The organism is Capnocytophaga canis (assembly GCF_043187445.1).
Lineage (GTDB): Bacteria > Bacteroidota > Bacteroidia > Flavobacteriales > Flavobacteriaceae > Capnocytophaga > Capnocytophaga canis.
Genome location: NZ_CP171121.1, coordinates 432,307 through 454,236 on the forward strand (window position 1 = coordinate 432,307; position 21,930 = coordinate 454,236).

Annotated in this window: 21 protein-coding genes and 1 tRNA gene; 4 read left to right on the forward strand and 18 right to left on the reverse strand. The window is 35.2% G+C overall.

The window, feature by feature from the left end; translation table 11 throughout:
- Positions 1-80: 80 nt before the first annotated feature.
- The 14 genes from ACF3OB_RS02040 to ACF3OB_RS02105 all read right to left on the reverse strand — a co-directional run bounded on the left by ACF3OB_RS02040 (position 81) and on the right by ACF3OB_RS02105 (position 12,673).
- Positions 81-1,670, reverse strand: a complete 1,590-nt coding sequence (locus tag ACF3OB_RS02040; RefSeq protein WP_095912551.1) for a peptide chain release factor 3 — start codon at positions 1,668-1,670, stop codon at positions 81-83.
- A gap of 225 nt (positions 1,671-1,895) precedes the next feature.
- Entirely contained in the window at positions 1,896-2,369 is a 474-nt protein-coding gene (locus ACF3OB_RS02045) for an ExbD/TolR family protein (protein WP_042006162.1), read from the reverse strand.
- Between the two features lie 15 nt (positions 2,370-2,384).
- The gene (locus tag ACF3OB_RS02050) at positions 2,385-2,999 is read right to left on the reverse strand and encodes an ExbD/TolR family protein (RefSeq protein WP_042345410.1); all 615 of its coding nucleotides are present in this window, start codon (positions 2,997-2,999) and stop codon (positions 2,385-2,387) included.
- Positions 3,000-3,007: 8 nt separating this feature from the next.
- Positions 3,008-3,400: a hypothetical protein gene (locus tag ACF3OB_RS02055; protein ID WP_042345413.1), complete on the reverse strand. Its 393-nt coding sequence runs from the start codon at positions 3,398-3,400 to the stop codon at positions 3,008-3,010.
- A gap of 31 nt (positions 3,401-3,431) precedes the next feature.
- Entirely contained in the window at positions 3,432-4,160 is a 729-nt protein-coding gene (locus ACF3OB_RS02060; protein ID WP_042345415.1) for a MotA/TolQ/ExbB proton channel family protein, read from the reverse strand.
- A gap of 87 nt (positions 4,161-4,247) precedes the next feature.
- Positions 4,248-4,335 (reverse strand) — tRNA-Ser (locus ACF3OB_RS02065).
- Positions 4,336-4,394: 59 nt separating this feature from the next.
- Positions 4,395-5,423, reverse strand: coding sequence for an asparaginase (locus ACF3OB_RS02070; protein WP_042005953.1), 1,029 nt, complete (start codon positions 5,421-5,423; stop codon positions 4,395-4,397).
- A gap of 3 nt (positions 5,424-5,426) precedes the next feature.
- Entirely contained in the window at positions 5,427-6,563 is a 1,137-nt protein-coding gene (locus tag ACF3OB_RS02075; RefSeq protein WP_392448742.1) for a 1-acyl-sn-glycerol-3-phosphate acyltransferase, read from the reverse strand.
- A 56-nt stretch (positions 6,564-6,619) separates the two neighbouring features.
- Positions 6,620-7,381 carry a TatD family hydrolase gene (locus tag ACF3OB_RS02080; RefSeq protein WP_212896256.1) on the reverse strand — a complete coding sequence of 254 codons (762 nt, stop codon included), beginning with the start codon at positions 7,379-7,381 and terminating at the stop codon, positions 6,620-6,622.
- A 214-nt stretch (positions 7,382-7,595) separates the two neighbouring features.
- The gene (locus tag ACF3OB_RS02085) at positions 7,596-8,768 is read right to left on the reverse strand and encodes a porin (protein ID WP_095894288.1); all 1,173 of its coding nucleotides are present in this window, start codon (positions 8,766-8,768) and stop codon (positions 7,596-7,598) included.
- An 81-nt stretch (positions 8,769-8,849) separates the two neighbouring features.
- Complete coding sequence (locus ACF3OB_RS02090; RefSeq protein ID WP_392448134.1) at positions 8,850-9,566, reverse strand: peptidylprolyl isomerase; 717 nt, start codon at positions 9,564-9,566, stop codon at positions 8,850-8,852.
- Entirely contained in the window at positions 9,556-10,320 is a 765-nt protein-coding gene (locus ACF3OB_RS02095; RefSeq protein ID WP_042347335.1) for an alpha/beta fold hydrolase, read from the reverse strand. Before ACF3OB_RS02095 ends, ACF3OB_RS02090 begins: the two co-directional genes overlap by 11 nt.
- Positions 10,321-10,462: 142 nt before the next feature.
- Positions 10,463-11,269, reverse strand: a complete 807-nt coding sequence (locus ACF3OB_RS02100) for an endonuclease I family protein (protein WP_172919328.1) — start codon at positions 11,267-11,269, stop codon at positions 10,463-10,465.
- A 246-nt stretch (positions 11,270-11,515) separates the two neighbouring features.
- On the reverse strand, positions 11,516-12,673 hold the full coding sequence (locus ACF3OB_RS02105) for an FtsX-like permease family protein (RefSeq protein ID WP_042009528.1): 1,158 nt from the start codon (positions 12,671-12,673) through the stop codon (positions 11,516-11,518).
- Between ACF3OB_RS02105 and ACF3OB_RS02110 the strand changes: the two genes are divergently transcribed.
- The 4 genes from ACF3OB_RS02110 to eno all read left to right on the forward strand — a co-directional run bounded on the left by ACF3OB_RS02110 (position 12,657) and on the right by eno (position 17,830).
- Entirely contained in the window at positions 12,657-13,970 is a 1,314-nt protein-coding gene (locus tag ACF3OB_RS02110) for an exo-beta-N-acetylmuramidase NamZ domain-containing protein (RefSeq protein WP_232751859.1), read from the forward strand. The two genes, ACF3OB_RS02105 and ACF3OB_RS02110, sit on opposite strands and share 17 nt — an antisense overlap.
- 87 nt (positions 13,971-14,057) lie before the next feature.
- Positions 14,058-15,059, forward strand: a complete 1,002-nt coding sequence (locus ACF3OB_RS02115) for a glycosyltransferase (protein WP_392448137.1) — start codon at positions 14,058-14,060, stop codon at positions 15,057-15,059.
- Positions 15,060-15,339: 280 nt separating this feature from the next.
- The gene (gene carA, locus ACF3OB_RS02120; RefSeq protein ID WP_392448138.1) at positions 15,340-16,443 is read left to right on the forward strand and encodes a glutamine-hydrolyzing carbamoyl-phosphate synthase small subunit; all 1,104 of its coding nucleotides are present in this window, start codon (positions 15,340-15,342) and stop codon (positions 16,441-16,443) included.
- Between the two features lie 97 nt (positions 16,444-16,540).
- Positions 16,541-17,830 (forward strand): phosphopyruvate hydratase, encoded by a 1,290-nt coding sequence (eno, locus tag ACF3OB_RS02125; protein ID WP_041994254.1) that lies wholly within the window; start codon positions 16,541-16,543, stop codon positions 17,828-17,830.
- 619 nt (positions 17,831-18,449) lie between these two features.
- Here the strand turns inward: eno and ACF3OB_RS02130 are convergent.
- From ACF3OB_RS02130 to ACF3OB_RS02145, 4 genes are all read right to left on the reverse strand, one after another.
- Positions 18,450-19,199 carry a DUF3298 and DUF4163 domain-containing protein gene (locus ACF3OB_RS02130; protein ID WP_042343977.1) on the reverse strand — a complete coding sequence of 250 codons (750 nt, stop codon included), beginning with the start codon at positions 19,197-19,199 and terminating at the stop codon, positions 18,450-18,452.
- An 18-nt stretch (positions 19,200-19,217) separates the two neighbouring features.
- Positions 19,218-19,874 carry a metal-dependent transcriptional regulator gene (locus ACF3OB_RS02135; RefSeq protein ID WP_095912751.1) on the reverse strand — a complete coding sequence of 219 codons (657 nt, stop codon included), beginning with the start codon at positions 19,872-19,874 and terminating at the stop codon, positions 19,218-19,220.
- A gap of 88 nt (positions 19,875-19,962) precedes the next feature.
- Complete coding sequence (locus ACF3OB_RS02140) at positions 19,963-20,487, reverse strand: acyl-CoA thioesterase (RefSeq protein ID WP_042343976.1); 525 nt, start codon at positions 20,485-20,487, stop codon at positions 19,963-19,965.
- A 23-nt stretch (positions 20,488-20,510) separates the two neighbouring features.
- A complete protein-coding gene (locus ACF3OB_RS02145) occupies positions 20,511-21,716 on the reverse strand; it encodes an SPOR domain-containing protein (protein WP_392448140.1) in 1,206 nt (401 codons plus the stop codon).
- Positions 21,717-21,930: the final 214 nt, after the last annotated feature.

Genomic DNA, 21,930 nt, shown 5'->3' on the forward strand with positions numbered 1-21,930 from the left:
ATTTTGTTTTTTCTTCCTAAAACACTTTTTTATGAGATTCAATCATCTTAGTCAAGTGTGAATCAAATCGAAAATGAATTTTAAAACTCCGATGTAAAATGTAGCTTCACGCTCGGATATTTTTGTTTCACCATCTCAATGGAGAAAGCCGAATCGGCAAGGAAAACTCTATTCCCCTGTTTGTCACGCGCCATATATTTTTGTTTGACACGCAAGAAATCCTGAAACTCGGTATCTTTCGGATTTTCAGGTTCTTCGACCCAACAAGCCTTATGTATCGGGAAGCTCTCATAACTACATTTTGCTCCGTATTCGTGCTCCAATCGATACTGGATAACCTCGTATTGTAATGCTCCCACCGTTCCGATAACTTTTCGTCCATTAAAATCAAGTCTAAAAAGCTGTGCCACACCCTCATCCATCAGCTGGTCGATACCTTTTTCCAATTGCTTGGATTTTAGAGGATCCGCATTATTAATATAGCGGAAATGTTCAGGAGAAAAACTCGGAATTCCTTTGAATTGCAAGGTTTCGCCTTCTGTAAGTGTATCTCCAATTTTAAAATTTCCAGTATCGTGTAGTCCAACAATATCACCCGCATACGAGATATCAATCACTTCTTTTTTCTCCGCAAAAAAAGCATTCGGACTTGAAAACTTCAATTTTTTACCATGACGAACATGTAAATAGGGTTTGTTTCTCTCAAAAGTTCCCGAAACAATTTTCACAAACGCCAAACGATTACGATGATTCGGATCCATATTAGCGTGAATTTTAAATACAAATCCGCTAAACGTATTTTCATCAGGATTTACAATGCGCTCATCACTAGCCTTGGTACGAGGAGATGGTGCTATTTCTACAAAACAATCCAACAACTCTCTCACCCCAAAATTGTTCAATGCCGAACCAAAAAACACAGGCTGTTGCGTCCCATTAAGGTAAGCTTCACGATCAAATGGTGGATATACCTCATATACCAATTCCAACTCGCTACGCAAGTTTTCAGCCGATTTCTCACCAATGATTTTATCCAAATCAGGGTCGTTTACATTATCAAAAGCAATGGTTTCCTCGATATTTCTTCGACTATCACCTGAAAATAAATTGATGTTTTTTTCCCAAATATTGTAAATTCCTTTAAAATCATACCCCATTCCAATTGGGAAACTGAGTGGAGTTACCGAAAGTCCAAGTTTTTGTTCAACCTCGTCTAAAAGGTCAAAAGCATCCTTACCTTCCCTATCCAATTTATTAATAAACACAATCATCGGGATGTTTCTCATGCGACAAACTTCAACTAGCTTTTCGGTTTGTTCCTCAACCCCTTTGGCAACATCAATCACTACGATAACGCTGTCTACTGCGGTTAGAGTTCGGAAAGTATCTTCAGCAAAATCCTTGTGCCCTGGAGTATCTAATATATTGATTTTGTAATTCTTATAGTTAAAAGCTAAAACCGAAGTAGCCACAGAAATTCCTCGTTGTCGTTCAATTTCCATAAAGTCGGAGGTAGCTCCTTTTTTTATTTTATTACTCTTAACGGCTCCCGCCTCTTGAATAGCACCTCCAAAAAGTAGTAATTTTTCGGTGAGAGTGGTTTTCCCAGCATCGGGATGGGCGATAACACCAAAGGTTCTGCGCTTTTGTATTTCTTGAAGTATAGACATAACTCCCTCTAATTTACCTAATATTTTATAATGCAAAAGTAACGTATTTGATTTAGTTATACAAATGTTTTTTTTGATATAATTACTTCAGAAAATATGTCTTCCTATGATAAGTTATAACAATAAAACAATCATTTTTCTTAGTTTTAAAAATATTAAAAAACAAAGAGGCTGCCCTTTTTGGACAGCCCCTTTTATTTTATTAGTCAGATAAATTTGTTTTACCTATTTCAATACAGAACCTTCTTTAGTAATATAATTAATCTTCAAAGCGTTAATGTCCTGAAGCTTTTCTCTTATATCACTCACAACACCCATGTTGGTTTCCTCATCTACCTTAAGAGCTGTAATAAACATCTCTCTTAATTCTTCACGAATCCCATCCTTGTACTGCAAGATAAAAGGAGCTATTTCCGAAACATCTGCAAATTTATCATTTATTTGGATCTTTGCATTTACACCAAATTTTTCCTGATACTTAGGAAGAGGTTTTCCTGCATAGATGTACACAACCGGATCTTTCTTATCAAGTTTTTGAACTTGATCAGCCATAGGCACCTTATTCTGAACCATCAAATCACTGTTTTTCATCTCTGTTACTGTCATAAAGAAGAACAATAGCATGAACACGATGTCTGGCAAAGATGCAGTCGAAACTGGTGGTAATTCTCCACTTTTTTTCTTTGTAAATTTAGACATTTTAATTCTGTTTTTTTAGTTTTTCTTAGGAGCCGATTCAATTAACTTTCTTGGAAACAACTCTTGAAGCTTTTTAATTTTAACTTCCAAATCGTCTTTACGTTTTTTAGGAGTTCTTGCAGCGTTGTACTCTGCATCCATCTCAGTATACGAAACCTCATTTGGAAACAAACGCTGACGCTCACGTTCACGCAGATCATTATAAGCTGCTATGAGTTCGTTTTGAACTGAAATATACGTTTTATAAGACGTTTCACGGTCGTTTCGCAATGAGATAATAGCTTTTTCGGGATTGTCAGACGACGCTTGGTTTTTAGCTCCTCGACAATGAGTGCAAGAACCATCACCCCCATTATCTAAGAAATCGACAGCCGCTTTTCTGACATCCTTCAATTCCATTACCTGATTGTTCACCAACAGCTGGTTGTTTTTGTTCACAACCACCACTAGAACGTTTTTCTCTTTTACAGCAGGTGGCTCAGGAGCATCTACCGGCTGTTTTGGAGGTAGTTTTGTGGTAATACCCGCATTGGTTTCAATCGTTGTCGTTACTAAGAAAAATATCAACAACAAGAACGCAATGTCGGCCATCGACCCAGCATTTACCTCTGGTATTCCTCTTTTTGCCATACTTCATTTTATTTTGTTAAAGCTCCTTTTACTCCTGAAATAATAAGCAAACCAACTGCTACTATCGTAAGAATATAGAACGAAATTAAACCTGCACTAACCCAAGTTTCGGTGGTTGTTTTTTCCGTAACAAACAAGAAAGGAAGAAACATAATTACAACAAAAACTCCTGTGTAGATAAGTGTCTTTTTCAAAGCCTTTGGATTGGATAAGATATTCTTTGCTCCTGAAAAAACAGCTGCCACAAGAGCAAGTCCTAAAAGGATATAAGAAATTATAAACATCCACTCCATAGGTGCATTATCAACATTTTGTGTATCAGCTGTGGTTATAAGCATTATCCAAAGAATAGCTCCTAAAACTCCCAACACCAAAACACCTATTTTTGATATTTTATACATAATTTAAAATTCTTTTAATTAGAAAATCATTTTATCTTTTTTGTCTTGCTACTAACATATCTATCAATGAAATAGATGCATCTTCCATATCATTAATTAGAGCATCAATTTTTGAAATGATGTAGTTATAGAACACTTGAAGGATAATCGCAACGATAAGTCCGAATACTGTAGTCAATAACGCTACTTTAATGTCACCTGCAATCAAAGATGCATCCAAACCTCCTGCTGCACTAATTTTGTCGAATGCTTGAATCATCCCGATTACCGTTCCCATAAACCCTAACATCGGTGCAATAGCGATAAACAAAGAAACCCAAGATACGTTTTTCTCTAACTGACCCATTTGAACTCCTCCGTAGGCAACTACTGATTTCTCAACCATTTCGATTCCCTCGTTTGAACGCTCTAATCCTTGATAGAAAATAGAAGCAACAGGCCCTTTTGTGTTACGACAAACCTCTTTTGCAGCCTCAACTCCACCTTTGTCAAGTGCATTTTCTACTTCTGCTACTAATTTCTTAGTGTTTGTAGTTGCCATATTCAAGTAAATGATTCTCTCAATAGCAACCGCCAAACCTAAAATCAAACAGAGCAAAACAACTCCCATGAACTCAGGACCTCCTTCAATGAAACGCTCTTTCAACACTTGATGAAACCCTTTTGAAGCACCTGCATTTTCTACTTCTTGTGCGCTAACAGTAGCGACATTTAAAATTAACATAGCTACGAAAAATAGCTTCGATGACATTTTTTTCATTGTTTAATCTTTTTTAATTTGTTAGTTAATAATTTTAATGATTTTAGTACTCAATTTTTTTGTTTCTACACTATAATTATTGTAAAGCAGAGAGGAAGGGATTCGAACCCTCGATACGCTTTTGGCGTATACACACTTTCCAGGCGTGCTCCTTCGACCACTCGGACACCTCTCTTTCAGAATGCCAAATAACGAATTTTTTTTCTACTTAGAAAGAAAAATGTAAACTTTTTATTAAATTTCACCACAAATATTTTCTTCAAATCTGATTTTCAAAGAGTTATCAGAAACTATTTTTTTTAGCAAAATCATCATTTTTGTTACAGCAGCCTCCGTTGTGATATCTTTTCCATTGATTATCCCCATCCTTCTGAGGTGTTCACTTGCCTCATATTTTCCTAAAATGACGCTTCCTCCAGAACATTGTGTTACGTTGACTATGTGTATTCCTTTCTGAATAGCTTTCTCTATACTATTTAAAAACCATTTCTCAGTAGGTGCATTCCCTGAACCATAGGTTTCTAAAATAACTGCTTTTAAATCAGGAATATCAAAAAATCCGTTTAATATCTTCTCTGTAATACCTGGGAACAACTTTACAACAGCTACATTTTGGTCAAACTCTTTCCACACTTTCAAAGACTGGCGACCTTCGCTTCTTAACAAATGTTGCTTGTTCACTTTCAAATGCACTCCACTTTCTGCCAAAGTTGGATAATTCATTGAAACAAAAGCTTGAAAATTTTCAGCATTTATTTTAGTTGTTCGATTTCCTCGATAGAGCTTATATTCAAAATACAATCCCACCTCTTGAATCACTGACTTTCCGTTTTCCTTTAGGGCAGCTAACTGGATGGATGTTATCAAATTTTCCTTCGCATCGGTACGTAAATCACCTATGGGAAGTTGAGACCCTGTAAAAATAACAGGCTTCGCTAAATTCTCTAACATAAAACTAAGTGCTGACGCTGAATAACTCATCGTATCGCTCCCATGTAAAACAACGAAACCATCATAAACATCATAGTTATTTTCAATAGTTTCTGCAATATTGATCCAATGTCTCGGATTCATATCCGATGAATCTATTGCTTTTTCAAAGGACACGGAGTCTATCACACAATCTAAATGTGACAACTCTGGAATACGATGATAAATATTCTCAAACTCAAAGGCTCTAAGCACTCCTGTCTCATAATCCTTTATCATTCCGATAGTACCTCCCGTATAAATGAGTAATATTTTTGAATTTTGTGTGTTCATAAATCAAACATGTTGGCTCATTTTATTTTTAACGGGATTGGCGTACATCTCCAAAAATTTTTCTTGAGAAAGAACATCATCAGATTTGCTACGATTGTGTATTCTTCGTTCAAATTGACGCAGCTCCTTTTCGGTATAAAAATCCTTGTAAGTATCTGTACTATTCAATAAGTCATAGGCAATATAATTAGCAGGAAACAGTTTGTACTGCAAATGAATGGATCTATCCAAAGTTTCTGCCATTGCCTGTAACTGCTTATTAACATGAGCATGTTCTTTTTCTATTTTGTCAAGTTCTCCGTTGAGTGGCTTTCCTACCGAAATATGCACACGTCCTTTCTGTCCTATCAATCCTTGTAATATGTTCTCAAAATCTTCTTTCTTTGATTTAACATATTCAACACCATAATGTTGCGCCATTAGAGCGGGGATTTTCATCATATCCGTAGGGTCAAATTCGTACGAAATGGACATCGGAACTATGTTGAGTGTCTTTAAATACTGTACCTGCGACATTCCCTCGGGGGTTGCTAATGAAAGCATTTTCAGCACTCCCTGCTGAGTACGGTCGTCTCCGTTTTTAGTGCGTCCTTCACGTTGAGCAATCCAAACAGAACGATTGTCCTTCGTTATACAATAATGTATGTATTCCGAAACGACTTTTGAATGTTCCAAGGATTCCCTTGGAGGCAAATTCCTGTAAATTATAAAATTACGATTCAGCATAGAGAGGATTTTCAAAAATTTCTTTTGAATTAAATTATTCCCTATAGCCGAAGCCGTCATTTTTAAATTATGATCATGTAACGTAACGTTAAGCAACGAAGTGTCCAAAATAATATCCCTATGATTTGAAATAAAAAGGTACGACTTTTCCTTTGTAAGTTTATCAAATCCTTCATAGGTGAACTGAGCAATACTTTTCTCCATTGCTTTCTTGACAACTCCATACATGATTTTATTCTGAAAATCAAAAATCGACTCACACGACAAAAGTTTTCCTACTCTTTCTTCAACAGAAAGATCTGGAAAACCGTAGGCTAACATAGCCTGTACTTTGGAGTGGTCTTTGACTTTTTGCAAAACCTCCGAGACCTCCTTATCGTAGTAGGGTCGTATTGATTTAAAATAATCCACTATCGTATTTTGTTGCATATCGAAAAGCAAAGTAACGAAAAAAAAATCATAAAACAATGCTAAAAACCAAAAACTTTTATAGAATTTTTTGTGGTGATATCAGCTACTTCGTTCTCAGACATCCCGTAAATACTTGAAATTTTTTTCAAAACTTCTGTAATATAAGCACTTTCGTTTCGTTTCCCTCGATAGGGAACAGGTGCTAAATAAGGAGAATCCGTTTCTAAAACGATATGCTCCAAATCTATATTTTTGAGAAAAGTATCTATTTTTCCGTTTTTAAAAGTTACTACGCCTCCTATTCCGAGTTTTAGATTGTAGCTTATGGCTTGTTTTGCCTGTTGCTCATTACCCGAAAAACAGTGAAATATTCCGAACAAACGGTCGTCTTTTTCTGAATCCAAAATTTCGAAAATTTCGTCAAATGCCTCACGACAATGAATAACAATCGGCAATTTATGCTTTTTAGCCAAGCCTATTTGCCTACGAAAGGCTTCTTGCTGTTCCTTAAAAAAAGTCTTGTCCCAATAGAGGTCGATACCCGTTTCACCTATGGCACAGAAAGAGTGTTCTGTCATCAGTTTCTCAACATGATCCAGCTCTTCCAAGTAGTTTTCTTTCACATCACAAGGATGTAAGCCATTCATTAAGAATACATTATCAGGGTACGCTCGTTTCAAAGCAAACATACTCTCGGTGTGTGAAGAATCAATAGCTGGGATAAAAAATCGCGTCACACCCAATGCCATGGCTCGTTGCATCATTTGATCTCTATCCTCATCAAAGACTTTGCTATAAAGGTGTGTGTGAGTATCAGTTATGATAGGAAGTGGTTGTTTCATCAGATAGTAATAAGGTTATTTTATCACTTGTGTTTTAGTTTCACTCAGATTCAAAATTTAGCACTTAACAAGCGAAAGTATTCGAAATTTTAGGAACAAAACGAGTATAAGCCCGTAAACTTATACTCGTATCATTTTGTATCCATTGAAATATTTTTGGGATAATTTTGTGTTGTATATCTGATTTTTTTGGTTATATACCAATCTCTATTTGGAAACGAGCATACCAATCATCTTTTTTAGGTGATTGAATATAATCATTTTTACTGATTTCAAATTGCATTTTGAAAGCATGTTCCCAAATATACTTTGTAATTCCTAAAGAAAACTGATTTTGTTTAGGAACGAAAGCATACAGATCACTGTGAGAATTATTACGAGAAAAACGCCCTATAATTTCCCATTTCTGAGGAAATACGTAACTCAATTGGGTGTCATACCCGTTACCTACTTGCACAAAATTGGCCTTTGCAGCATCAACTATAGGATTGTCAGCCGTACGGCTCATATAGGCCGAGGTGAACGACCAACCGTTATATTTGCATACAAAATCTAAGAAAAAAGACTGTAAATCACGTTGTTGTAACAACTTGGTACCGTGCTGCCCTCGACTAAGTGTCGCCTTCTCATTATAGTGATAGGTACCTCCAAAATATAGCTTAGGCTTTTCTTCTCGCTGCAAATCACCCTCAAAAAACTCTCCTCCTTTTTTAAATTTCCCCAAAGGATAAAATTCGATACGTCCTGTGTAAGCCAATCCTTTGGTTTTTGTTGTGGAATTACGACCTTCTCCAGTTGTTAGCGCTGCTTTAATATTATACCCAAAGGCGTTTTCTTTCTGCTTTGAATATACTGCCTGTAGTCCGAAATCACGATCGATATTGTACGCCTGATTATTAATAGAACGGTCTGTTAAATTCAACGCTCCTGACGAGTTAATGCGCTGTCTATTTCCCGGAAGCTTGGTTTGCCCAAAACCGAACGACCACTGATCATTGGGTTTATAAAACACAATCGCATCACGGATAATATTTAAATTTTCACCATCTCGGGTTGTTCCAATATCTTCGGGAGCAAATGCCAATTGAATAGCATACGTAAATTTAGGATCTCCAACATAACCATCAAAACGCAAACGTAAACGACGCACTTTCGCTGAATAGGTATCCTCCGTAACCTCTAATCTGTTTTTCATACGAAAACGGATATTCAATTGAAAAATGCTATCGGGTGCCGTAATTCCTAATCCTTTTCCAAAATTATAGTAAGGTAAAAAATCTGTATAGATGTTTTTTTCGTCTTTATGCTTTTGTGCAAAGACTCCTGTTCCGACCAATAGTGCTAAAAAAAGGATTATTTTTTTCATTATCATGTTTTTTTTAAAAAAAGTTGTGCAAAGGTACAAAATCAACCAAACTATGTGTTAAGATATTGTTATGAAATTTAATTACTTCAAAATTTCGACTTTCATTTTAACATCTCGTTTTGGCCATTCGCTCTGATCATCGGTTTCGACTTGACTTATTTTATCGACTACGTCCATCCCCTGAATGACTTTACCAAAAGCTGTGTACCCACCATCCAAATGGTAAGCACCTGGATCTTGAACCACAATAAAAAATTCATAAGGCGACGCGAATTTGTGCGGATTTTCAATGTCACTGCTTGGCATCGAAACCACTCCTCTGTGATGTTTAAAACCTTTTTTAGTGTCGGGAGGCAATAAATACTGTCCTATCCGATGTCGTTTTTTATGGATAGCCCAACTATCCGAATTCCCTCCTTGAATCACAAAATTTTTTACCACGCGATGGAAAACTGAACCATCGAAATATTTTTCCTTGGTCAACAAAATGAAATTTGCTCGGTGATATGGTGTTTCTACAAACAACTCAATATCAATATTCCCGTAGTCAGTAATAATACGAACGTAACGCTCTTTGTGTTTCTTTTCATATTCGAACAAAAAAGGAATTGCACTTTGGGTGGTCAACGGTTCAAATATTTCTTGTTCCTTTTCTGATTTGTCCTCTTTAACTAAGTTCTCTTCCGTGACCTCTTTATTATTTTCAACACTCTCCAACGAATTATTTGCCTTTTGAGGTCTGTCGTTACACCCCAAAACAATAAAAATGCAGAGCATACTCAGAAAACTATATCTCATAGCCTATTCTTTTGATAATATCCACAGTTTCAGTTTCATTCTCAATGTACGACATATGTCCCCCAATCAAACGACTATATGACGCTTTTGTTTTTTGAGCCAGTTCTACTAAATTCTCTGCGGGAATCAGTTCGTCATTTTCACCAATTATGATATGTTTAGGCACCTGTAATCCTTCAAAAATATGTGTTCGGTCGGGTCTATCTTTCATTCCCAAAGAAGCTGCTTTGATTCCCTCGTTAGGAATTTCCATCGCAATTTTGATAACCTTGTCCACTTTTTGCTTCATCTTGATACGATTTTCTGAACTAAACAAGTTATTTACCGCCGTACGTATGAAAAACGATTTATCTTTATCAATAACTTCCAAGACTCGAAGTCGGTTTGCTTTTTTTTCTTCCGAATCAGCGACCGTTGTTGAGTTCATCAAAATTAATCCATTAACTTTCTCGGGATATTTCTCTGCAAAAGCGAGTGATACATATCCTCCCATGGAATGCCCTACAAACAAACAAGTATCTATTTTTTCGATTTCTAGAATACGATTTACAGCCTCTGCCATCATTTCCATAGTGTGAATTTCTGCTTCGACAGGAGTTTTCCCATGTCCTAACAAATCAGTGGTAATGACACAAAAATCGGACTGTAGGATTTCTGCAAAATGTTCCCAAATTTCACTACTTTCTAAAAATCCGTGGAGTAACATCAATGGTTTTCCTGAGCCTTTTTTGGTGTAAAACGGAATATTTTTCATGTTTATTTTTATACTAGAATTTACAAAATTGTTTTTTCAGAATCATCTGTATTTTCATCAATGAAAGATTTAACAAGGGGTAACTCTGAACAGAGCCGAAATTTTATGGCAAGAGCTGTATGCAAAAAAGTAAACCCTTGAATTATTTCCATCTATTTTCAGCCTTGTATTTTCCCCATAATAGGGTAGCTAAAAAAGGATTGTCTATGAAAGGATTACGATTTCCTTGAGCTTGTTCAATAACGTTATTGCGATTCTTTTCAATGGTTGAAACGGGGTCTTCAGCATTCCATTTCAGTAGTAAATCAACCCCTCCAGTTGAAATATCCTTGCCAAGACTTTCGTTATATCGCAAATTAAGGTACAGAATCATTCGAGCTACATCACCTTTCCATTCATCTCCTGGATACCAACTGCCATTGATTAATCTTGCTGAGCCACTACCTTCCGTAAATGGATAATTGCCCCGAAGTGTGTTCACTCGCGAGTCGCACACCCGTAAGTGATGTAAATCGGCGATGGCCACCAATCCTAATTTTGAACGTGGATAAACGTGTTCAGTATTGAACGTCTGAGGTTTGTATCCTTTATTTCCTTCATATTCTTTCCAAAAACGAATTTCTCCTGTGTAAAGCAACACCACTTTTTGAGGGTCATTTTCCGACTTATCGGCTTGGTATAAATATTTATGTCTGTCGTAATACTGTAAAATATTTTCGTGCTTTTCAATGGTCAAAGTAGCCAAATCGTTGTATAAATCTGAGCTTTTTTTTGAAAAATCAATATTCTTATAGTACGCCTGTAATTCCTTAGGAATATTGAATTTAACATTTTGAAAATTTGGGTCTTCTTCAGGAATCTCTGTATTTTCCTCTTTTTCAGGTAAAGGTACATTTTGTGTACTACAAGCTACGAAAAATGATACAAGTAAAAATAATATATATTTCATAATTTTGTTTTTATTTATTGTTTTTCAATCACTTACACTGACATGAAAAAAATTTCTGCTTGTTGCTTAAAAACAGAACATATAAATCTCAGCCGTGAAATATGGCTCTTTTGCCCAAATGCTTCACTAAATATCCATCAAATTTCAATTTGAAAAAAAATTGCATGATATCCATATTGTGAGCTATATGAATTATTTAGTTTATTATATTCAGAACTTTAACCTTCTGCAAATATACAAAACTTTTTACGAAAACTTCATCGATTTGGTTGGTGATATTTTTGTAACGACATAAGTAGGCACTAAAAGCATCAATAGACACAGTATCAATACCCCAATATTAAGGAAAATAACAGAGAAAACATCAATGTGAATAGGCACTTCAGTAACGTAATAAGTAGCTGGATCTAATTTGATAATACTGTATTTTTGTTGTAAAAACAGTAATAAAAACCCGAGAATATTTCCCCAAAACAATCCTTGTGTGATGATGTAGGCTGCATTATACAAAAATATACTGCGTATACTACGGTCGGAAGTGCCTAAACTTTTTAATATGCCAATCATGGGAGTTTTCTCCAAAATAAGCACTAAAATGGCAGTAATCATATTAAAACCTCCCACGACTATCATAATTCCTATGATGAGATAAATATTAAAATCAAACATCCCCAACCATTCAAAAATAAATGGATATTTCTGCATAATAGTCTGCGAATCAAGTGTCGCCATAGTTTTATCATACACCTGATCACCGACTGACTCTATCTTATCAAAGTCATCAACAAAAACTTCAAACATCCCAACTTCATCCTTTTTCCATTGATTGATGCGTTGAATTTGGCGAATATCAACAAAAACATAAGAAGCATCAAACTCCTGAAAACCACTATTATAGATACCTACAATTTTAAAGTTTCGTTGATTTGGGACTTGTGAGGTTTCGTCTTTAAGAAAAATAGTATGGCAATGGTCTCCCAAACGAAGTTGCAAACGATTAGCCAAATATTCCGAAATAAGAATCTCGTTACTGATTTCATCCGTCGTGAAATCGGGAATACGCCCCTCTTTGAGGAACTCATACATAACCTCCCAATGGTAATCCTCCCCTACTCCTTTTGCTAAAATAGCTTCATAAGTGGTTTCCGTTCGGATAATTCCTCCTTTTGTAGCTACTGCTTGTAAATGCACAATTGAGGGTATTTCGGTAAATTGAGGATAAAAGTCTTGATGGATTGAAATTGGTTTTATTGATACTTCTGAAGCATTATTGTCATAATTATAAATTTGGATATGCCCTTGAAAAGTAACAATTTTTTCACGTATTTTTCGTTGCAACCCACCTCCTGTGGCAATAGCAATCAACATCATAACCATTCCTAAGGCAATTGCCGTAATCGCCATTTTGATAATTGGAGAAGAAATCGTACTTTTACCCGATTTTGAAAATATAATTCGTTTCGCTATGAAAAAGGGAAAATTCAATGGTCTGTTTATTTTAAGAATGGTCAAAAATACGTTTTTTTTGCTATTTTTAATCACTTCTTGTAAAAATTATAGCCAAAAAAACACAAGTAACGGAATTTCTGAAAAAGAAATTGTATTGGCAAGTAACCGTATATGGCTATATATAAACGACTTACAAAATAAAAAAATTGGTATTGTAACGAACCAAACAGGAATCATCAAAAACAAAAAAGGAGAATACACTCACCTGGTCGATTCGCTAATCAGTCGCAAAATAGACATCCACAAAATATATGTCCCTGAACACGGATTTCGTGGTGAAGCCGATGCCGGAGAAATCGTCAAAGATGGTAAAGACTCAAAAACGGGTATTCCCATCATTTCACTCTACGGAAAAAATAAAAAACCTTCTCCTGAACACCTGAAAAATATTGATGTAATTTTATTTGATTTGCAAGATGTAGGTGTCCGATTCTACACGTATATTTCAACTCTACACTACGTGATGGAGGCTTGTGCCGAACTAAATATTCCTGTAATCGTACTGGATCGACCAAACCCTAACGCACACTATATTGATGGGCCTGTTCTAGAAATGGAACAACATAGTTTTGTAGGTATGCACCCAGTTCCTGTAGTCTACGGAATGACCATTGGAGAATATGCACAAATGATAAATGGAGAAAAATGGCTTAAAAATCAAATAGTTGCAAATTTAAAAGTAATTCCTTTATCTAATTATACACACCAAACCCCATATAGTTTACCCGTAAGACCTTCGCCAAATCTACCTAACGATGTTGCCATAAATTTATATCCAAGTTTGTGTTTCTTCGAAGGTACAAATGTAAGCATGGGACGAGGAACTTCATCTCAATTTCAAATTTATGGATCTCCTTATTTAGAGAAAACTAACTTTCAGTTTACACCACAACCAAATCTGGGAGATAAAAATCCTAAATTCAAAGGAAAAGTGTGTTATGGGGAAAATTTAACCAATCATCCACGAATGTCAGCCTTGAATTTGTCTTGGTTACAAAAAGCGTTTGAGCAATCGAAAGGCGTGAAAATAGATTTTTTTAATAACTTTTTCAACAAACTCGCAGGAAATAAGAAACTTAAGGAACAAATTATCCAAGGAAAAAGCGAAACCGAAATTCGTGAAACATGGCAAAAGGATTTGGCTAAATTCAAAGAAACAAGAAATAAATATCTGATTTACAGAGATAAATAAAATAATATAATCTACATCAACCACCGAAAAGCACATCATTTGGATAGTAGAGTCTACCCCATGAGTATTTAAAAAAAGTGTCAGAACATGAGTTATTCATTTATAATACCTGTTTACAATCGCCCTATTGAAGTCGATGAATTATTAGAAACTATTGCAAATCAATCTTTTGAAGGGGATTTCGAGGTCGTAGTCATCGAAGATGGTTCAACCCTTCAATCCAAGGAGATTTGTGATAAATATGCAGATAGGCTGCATATTACCTACTTGTATAAGCCCAATTCTGGCCCTGGAGATTCTCGTAACTATGGTATGCAAAAAGCTCATTATGACTATTTTATAATTTTAGATTCCGATTGCCTACTACCCGAACATTATTTAGAATCCGTAGATGATTTTCTGAAAAGACAGTATGTAGATTGCTTTGGTGGCGCCGATGCTGCTGGTGAAAGCTTTACGGACATTCAAAAAGCAATCAATTATGCCATGACCTCTTTACTCACCACGGGAGGCATTCGTGGCAATAAAAATGGAATAGGGAAATTCCAACCCCGAAGTTTCAATATGGGGCTTTCACGCAAGGCTTTTGAAAGTAGTGGGGGTTTTGGAAGAATACATCCTGGAGAAGATCCTGATTTAGTAATTCGATTATGGCAAAAAGGGTATCAAACGGCATTTATTGAAGAAGCGTTTGTCTATCACAAACGTCGTATTTCGTGGAAAAAATTCAAAGAGCAAGTCTGCAAATTCGGACAAACACGAGCTATTTTAAATCATTGGTATCCACAAACGAAGAAAATAACTTTTTGGTTACCTTTTCTATTTTCAACAGGATTAATCTTCTCTTTATCAGTTGCTTTCATAGGCAGATTGGAAGGATTATACATCTACTGTAGTTATTTCATCATAGTTCTGCTTCACAGTTCAAGGGAAAACAAAAGCACAAAAATTGGATTTTTGACTATATGGGCGATTTTAGTACAGTTTTTTAGCTATGGATTTGGGTTTTTCAGAGCTACTACAAAATTATTTTTGCACAAAAAAGAACCTGAAAAATTATTTCCTCATTTATTTTTTCGCCGAAAATAAACTTTGTTAAAAGAAAGAGTTTATTTATCCCAAATACTACGGATGAAATTGCAAAATATCCGAAACAGGTACACTTTGATTACAGAATTTTAGTTTAAAATTTGTTATATCTTCTTTTAATTATCAGCCAATTTGGTTTGATAATAACTTGATTTATCCTAGTTTGTCTCAATCAATTTTTCTTTTTTTTAACACAGAATATGGCCATAAAAAATTTGTTTCTTTCTTCTGGTTTTTGTACCTTTGTCCTTTGGAAATTAAAACCAAAAAAGAACTTTTAATGAAATATCAAGAAAAGAAAAAAGCGGTTATTTTACTTGCTGATGGCACCGCTTTCTACGGAAAAAGCGTAGGAAACGACGGTACTGTTTTTGGAGAAGTATGCTTCAACACGGGAATGACAGGCTATCAAGAAATTTTTACAGATCCCTCCTACTTTGGGCAGATCATGGTAACAGCCAACGCCCATATTGGAAACTACGGAATTAATGAGGACGAAAATGAGTCCGATGGCATCAAAATTACGGGCTTGGTTTGTCGTAATTTTAGCTATGATCACTCCAGACCAAGTGCTTCTGGTTCATTGAAAGATTTTTTCGATAAAACCAACTTAGTAGCCATTTGCGATGTAGACACTCGTGCATTAGTAGCTCACATTCGTGATAATGGTTCAATGAACGCCGTTATTTCAACTCAAACCGATGATTTAGAGTTTCTTAAAGAAAAATTAAAACAAATTCCTGATATGAAAGGTTTAGAATTGGCTTCGAAAGTGTCAGTTACTGAACCTTATTTTTTTGGCAATGAGAACGCTACGTACAAGGTTGCCGCTCTTGACTTTGGAATCAAGAAAAATATTTTGAGAAATATGGCAAAACGCGATATGTACATAAAGGTTTTTCCGTATGACACTCCTCTGGAAGAGTTAAAGAAATGGAATCCTGATGGATATTTTCTATCAAACGGACCAGGAGACCCTGAACCACTAACAGAAGTTATTGCAAAAGTGAAGCAAATGATAGCAGAGGATTTGCCTTTGTTCGGGATTTGCTTAGGACATCAAATCATTGCTTTGGCAAATGACGTTCCCACATTCAAAATGCATAACGGACACAGAGGAATTAATCACCCTGTAAAAAACTTACTTACAGGAAAAGGGGAAATAACCTCTCAAAATCATGGTTTTGCGGTAGACAGAAAACAAGCAGAAGCTAATAAAAATATTGAAATTACGCACGTTCACCTCAACGATGATACCATTATGGGAATTCGTATTAAAGGTAAAAAATGTTTCAGTGTTCAGTATCACCCTGAAGCTGGACCAGGACCAAACGATGCTACTTATCTGTTTGATCAATTTGCGGAAATGATGAAAAATAATTAGCGGATAAGTATTTTGCAATGAACGATTTTAGTTAAATCGTTCTTGGTTTAAAATTGTTAATTGATAAAAAGAAATTTTAATTAAAATAATAGAAAATATGAGTATTATTGTAGGCGTACACGCACGACAAATTTTGGATTCAAGAGGAAATCCAACAGTAGAAGTTGATGTTATAACAGAAAACGGACATCTTGGAAGAGCAGCTGTTCCTTCAGGAGCTTCAACTGGTGAATATGAAGCAGTTGAGCTTCGTGACGGAGGGAAAGATTATATGGGTAAAGGTGTATTAAAAGCCGTTGCCAACGTTAACGAAATCATTGCTGAGGAAATTATTGGAATGAGTGTTTTCGAGCAAAATCTTATCGACAGAACAATGATTGAACTTGATGGAACACCAAACAAATCAAAATTAGGTGCTAATGCAATCTTAGGTGTTTCTTTGGCTGTTGCAAAAGCTGCTGCTGCTGAATTGGATTTGCCTTTGTATCGTTATGTAGGTGGAGTTAGTGCACACACATTGCCTGTTCCTATGATGAACATCATCAATGGAGGTTCTCACTCTGATGCTCCGATTGCTTTCCAAGAGTTTATGATTATGCCTGTAAAAGCAAAAAACTTCTCTCAAGCTATCCAAATGGGAGCAGAAGTTTTCCATAACTTGAAAAAAGTATTGCACGACAGAGGATTAAGCACTGCTGTGGGTGACGAAGGAGGTTTTGCTCCAACTTTCGAAGGAACAGAAGACGCGTTAGATTCTATCAAAAAAGCAGTAGAAAATGCAGGTTACAAATGGGGCGAAGAAATTAAAATCGCTTTGGATTGTGCTTCATCAGAGTTCTACGCTGACGGAAAATACGATTATTCTAAATTTGAAGGAGCTTCTGGAAAAGTTCGTACAAGACAAGAACAAGTTGATTACTTAGCTGAATTGGTTGAAAAATATCCAATTATCTCAATCGAAGATGGTATGGACCAAAACGACTGGGAAGGTTGGAAAATGCTTACCGAAAAAATCGGACACAAAGTACAATTAGTTGGAGATGATTTGTTTGTAACAAACGTTTCTATCCTTGAGAGAGGTATTGAAAAAGGTGTTGCTAACTCTATTCTTATCAAAGTAAACCAAATTGGTACACTTTCTGAAACGATTGCAGCTGTGGAAATGGCTCACAGAGCAGGTTACACTTCGGTAATGTCACACCGTTCAGGAGAAACTGAAGACAATACTATCGCCGATTTGGCTGTTGCATTGAATACAGGACAAATCAAAACAGGCTCAGCTTCACGTTCTGACCGTATGGCAAAATACAACCAATTGATTCGTATTGAAGAAGAATTAGGATTGGTAGCGTATTTCCCACAAGAAAAAGCTTTTAATGTGAAGTAATTCTTTATTTTAGCTTTATTGAACTATCCAAAAATGTTTTACGAATTGATTTTGAGTGTTTTATAAATATTCTTATCAAAAGTAAAAAGCATTTTGGATAGTTTTTTATTGGATAAAATTTAGATGATACATAAAACTGAAATACCCAAATTACTACTGAAAATCAAATAAATACTTCTCTACTTTAACTACTCAATCAATCTCTCCAAAACAAAAAAGTCTGCCAATTATGACAGACTTTCCGCTTAAAACTAACTATTCACTTATGAAAGAAATAATTTGCAAACTTCTTTACATAATTTGAACTGCAAATGAAATATAAAAAACACTACTAAATTAATTCCCTTTGCAAATAACAACTACTAACAACGAGGCAAATATAATAGTTTTTTTTGAGATTGCAAAATTTATTTAGATTTATTTTAAATTATTAAAGTGTATTTTTATACTTGACAAATAGATGAAGTTTATAGGAATATAGACCTTGAACTGCAAAAGGTTGCTCATACACTTTTCTTATTAAACTTTTATGAACAACAAATCCAAGCTACACTCTTCACAGTAGGAAAAAATGAAACTTGGATGTATGATCTATACCGATTTTTTAGACTCAAACAAACTATAAATCTCCAATATTAAGATAAGGTTTAACCTCCTCTATTGGTATTTTGACCTGAAATGCTCCATTAACGTACGAAGCTATTTCATAGGGATTATAAAGCAAAATTAAATATTCTTTCGTAAAGCCAATATTCTCGGGAAAAGTAAATTTATTATCATCAAACCAAAAATCATTTTCAGTTGGATTGGTGGCAGAAACGATTTTTCGCTGTTCATTGAAGTGTATTTCAGCAATTTCAGATACTTTTTCAATATCTGAAAATAAATTTTCATTGGCAATAAGTGTTTTTGTTTCGATATCAAAATTCAAAAAAATAGTTGTCAAAAGCTCATGAGCTCCTCCAGTATAGGCATATCTATCCGAAACCAAAGAAATGATTTTTTTATTCTGAAAGGAAATACTATCGCTCAAGTTCAATTCAAAAGCAGGAATATCAGGAAAATGTTCATGTAATTTATTATAGTCATCGACAAAAAGCTTTACAGCTTCAGAAACTGACGAAACATTAGTCGCCAAAGAATCTATCTGATTGCTCAATAGAAAGTTAATTACCTGTTCCTCAATTTCACGGTTGAAAAAGTCAGCAAAGGCTGTTGGTTTCTTACAAACTAAATAATTTATAGTAACAGAAAGGCAATTATCCATACAATTTTCATTAGTATGCTCAATTACTTTCTCTGTAAATTTAGGTTCAGATGAACAAGCCGTCAAAAGAATTCCTAAAATGATAGCAATATATTTTTTCATACCCGTGTAATATTGAATTTATTTTTCTTTCTGCACATACAAGTTCCTACAAACCATAGCAGAAAGGTTGATCTCTTTATTATGAATTGAAACAATCATAGAATTATCAAACTTTTCTTTACTTTTCACAACAATTTCATCGCCTAAAGTAATCGAAACTTTACTCAAATAGCGAAGAAAATCTTTAGAAGTATTTTTCACTGCTATACAGATTCCTTTTTCATTTTTATCAAGTTCACTAAGCAGTGTTTTTGTTGTTTTTTCATAGAAACCGTGTTTGTTAGGAATTGGGTCACCATGCGGATCTTTTTCTGGAAATCCTAAAAAAGCATCTAAGCGTTCTATAAGTTTTTCAGATTCAATATGCTCTAATTCTTCGGCAATTTCATGAACTTCATCCCAAGAAAAATCTAATTTTTCGACCAAAAAGACTTCCCACAAACGATGCTTTCTCACTATGTAGATGGCTTTATTTCTCCCCTCTGTAGTCAAAGTAACTCCTTGGTATTTTTTATAGTTAATCAGCTTTTTATCAGCCAATTTTTTCAACATATCAGTCACAGAAGAAGCCTTTGTATTCATTACCTCGGCTATGGCATTAGTGCTCACTTCTTCTTCCTCTTCATTAAAAAGGTGGAAAATTGTTTTTAAGTAATTTTCTTCGGATAGGGTCATTGATTTTGATTTTTTATAAAAAATCCGTCCATAGCGGTTTTTAAAATATAAAAAAACCAACATGGACGGTTTAATTCTTTAAATCGATTTATTCGTTTTCTAATTCCATAAACAAAGCTTTCAATTCTGTAGCATCATGAGGCTTGATTTTTCCTGCAAGCACCAAACTGAGCTGTCTTCGACGTAAAGCCCCTTCATAACGAACCTTCTCAAGTTCTGTCTCTGGCTGAATTTCAGGAACCTTGGTAGGTCTTCCTTCATCGTCAATAGCTACAAATGTGTAAATAGCTTCATTGGCTTTGAGACGTGTTCCATTGTCAAAATCCTCAACCCAAACATCAATATAGACCTCCATAGAGGTGGAAAAAGCTCTTGAAATAGACGCTTCAACCGTAACAACACTACCTAATTGAATGCTGTGATTAAAAGCCACGTGGTTCACCGAAGCTGTCACCGTCGGACGAAGTGAATGCCGTTGAGCTGCAATACTCGCTGCCCTGTCCATTCGTGCTAAAAGCTCTCCTCCAAACATATGATTCAAGTGGTTAGTTTCCCCTGTGAGAACTAAATCCGTTAATATTGTACGCGATTGAGAAGGTGTTTTTTTCTGCATGTAGTTATTATGTGATGTGAAAATTATTCGTTTGTTAAAATCCAGCCTCCTTCCAATTTCTTAGTGTCTTTTTCTGCTTTGATTTGTTGTTTCAAAGCCTCTGCCTCTGCCATGCTGTCAAATCCAGCATAACTCACTTGATATAATCCTTTGGCATTGATTCCAATAACAGCAGCATTTTTAAAACCTAATTTTTTTAATTGAGCAACTTTGGTATTTGCGTTTTTCTCTTCTTTAAAAGCACCAGCTATCACTTGATATTTTTTTACTTTGGCTGATGAGTTAGCATTCGTTTTTTTAGTCGTCTCCTTAGGTGTAGTTGTTGCCACAGGAGTAGTCTCTTTCTTATTCGTTTTTACTTCTGTCTTATTCTGGTTTGTCGGCTTTGAAGTTGCAACATTTTGAGAAGCAGAAGACTGAGAAACATCATTATCTTTTGGTTTTAAAGCATCTACTTTTGTTACTTCCACAGGAATAGCTGAAAAACTCATCGGAATATTTAAAGTAGCTTCACTCAATTTTTGTTGTACTTTTTCTTCAATCTGATTTTCAGCAAGCATCATCTCTTCATTGTTTTCCAAAGGCTCTCCAAAGAAAGTGATTACACCAACAGTCAACAAAATAAGACCAACAACTGCAACTGCGGTATATTTAACGAACGAACGTTTTTTCCCTTTTTTAACAGGTTGCTGCCCTGAATCTTCAGCTTCATCTCTGTTCTCTGGCACTGTAGGTTCAATACTCGGTTTGGGCACCACAGGGTCTATCGTAGAAGATACCTGATTTTCAGCGATTTTTTTATTGGACATTTCATTAATTTCGTGCGGAACAAAAGGCGACATACCAAATGAATCCGTGAGATAATTTACATCTTCAAATGCCTCAAAGGAAACTTTTCCCTCCGGGGTTTGCCTAAAAAGACCTATATTTTTTAACGAAAGATTCTCACCACGGGTCAAAGCCTTTTTCCAAGACTCCACTGTGGAATTTACATATTCTTCAACCAATTTATAATCAACTCCTGATGTTTCTGAAATATGTTTAAGCAATAACCCATCGTTAGAGTTCAAACTTGCATTAAAAGTGAGCTCTCTTTTTGGGGGTGAAAATGTTTTATCTTCAAACAACTTTGCGGACTTTCTGTTAGAAATAAAAGCCCCAAATTTAGGAATTATAACACAAGGATGCTTGTAAAGCAATTCCTCCACGTAAATGTTAAGATCTTTCATACAAATAATATTTTAAGTGTTGAAAATAAAATAATTAGCCATGTTAGAGTCCCAAAGATAAGCAAAAAAAATATTATATACAAATATAATTTTCTTTGAAAAGATTAACGTGTTTATTTTCAAATATTTAAGTGTTTTATTTTAAGTGAAAATTGTGTGATTTTTATCCAAATTCAAATTGAGAAAGGCGTCTCCAAACACCTAACCTCATCCT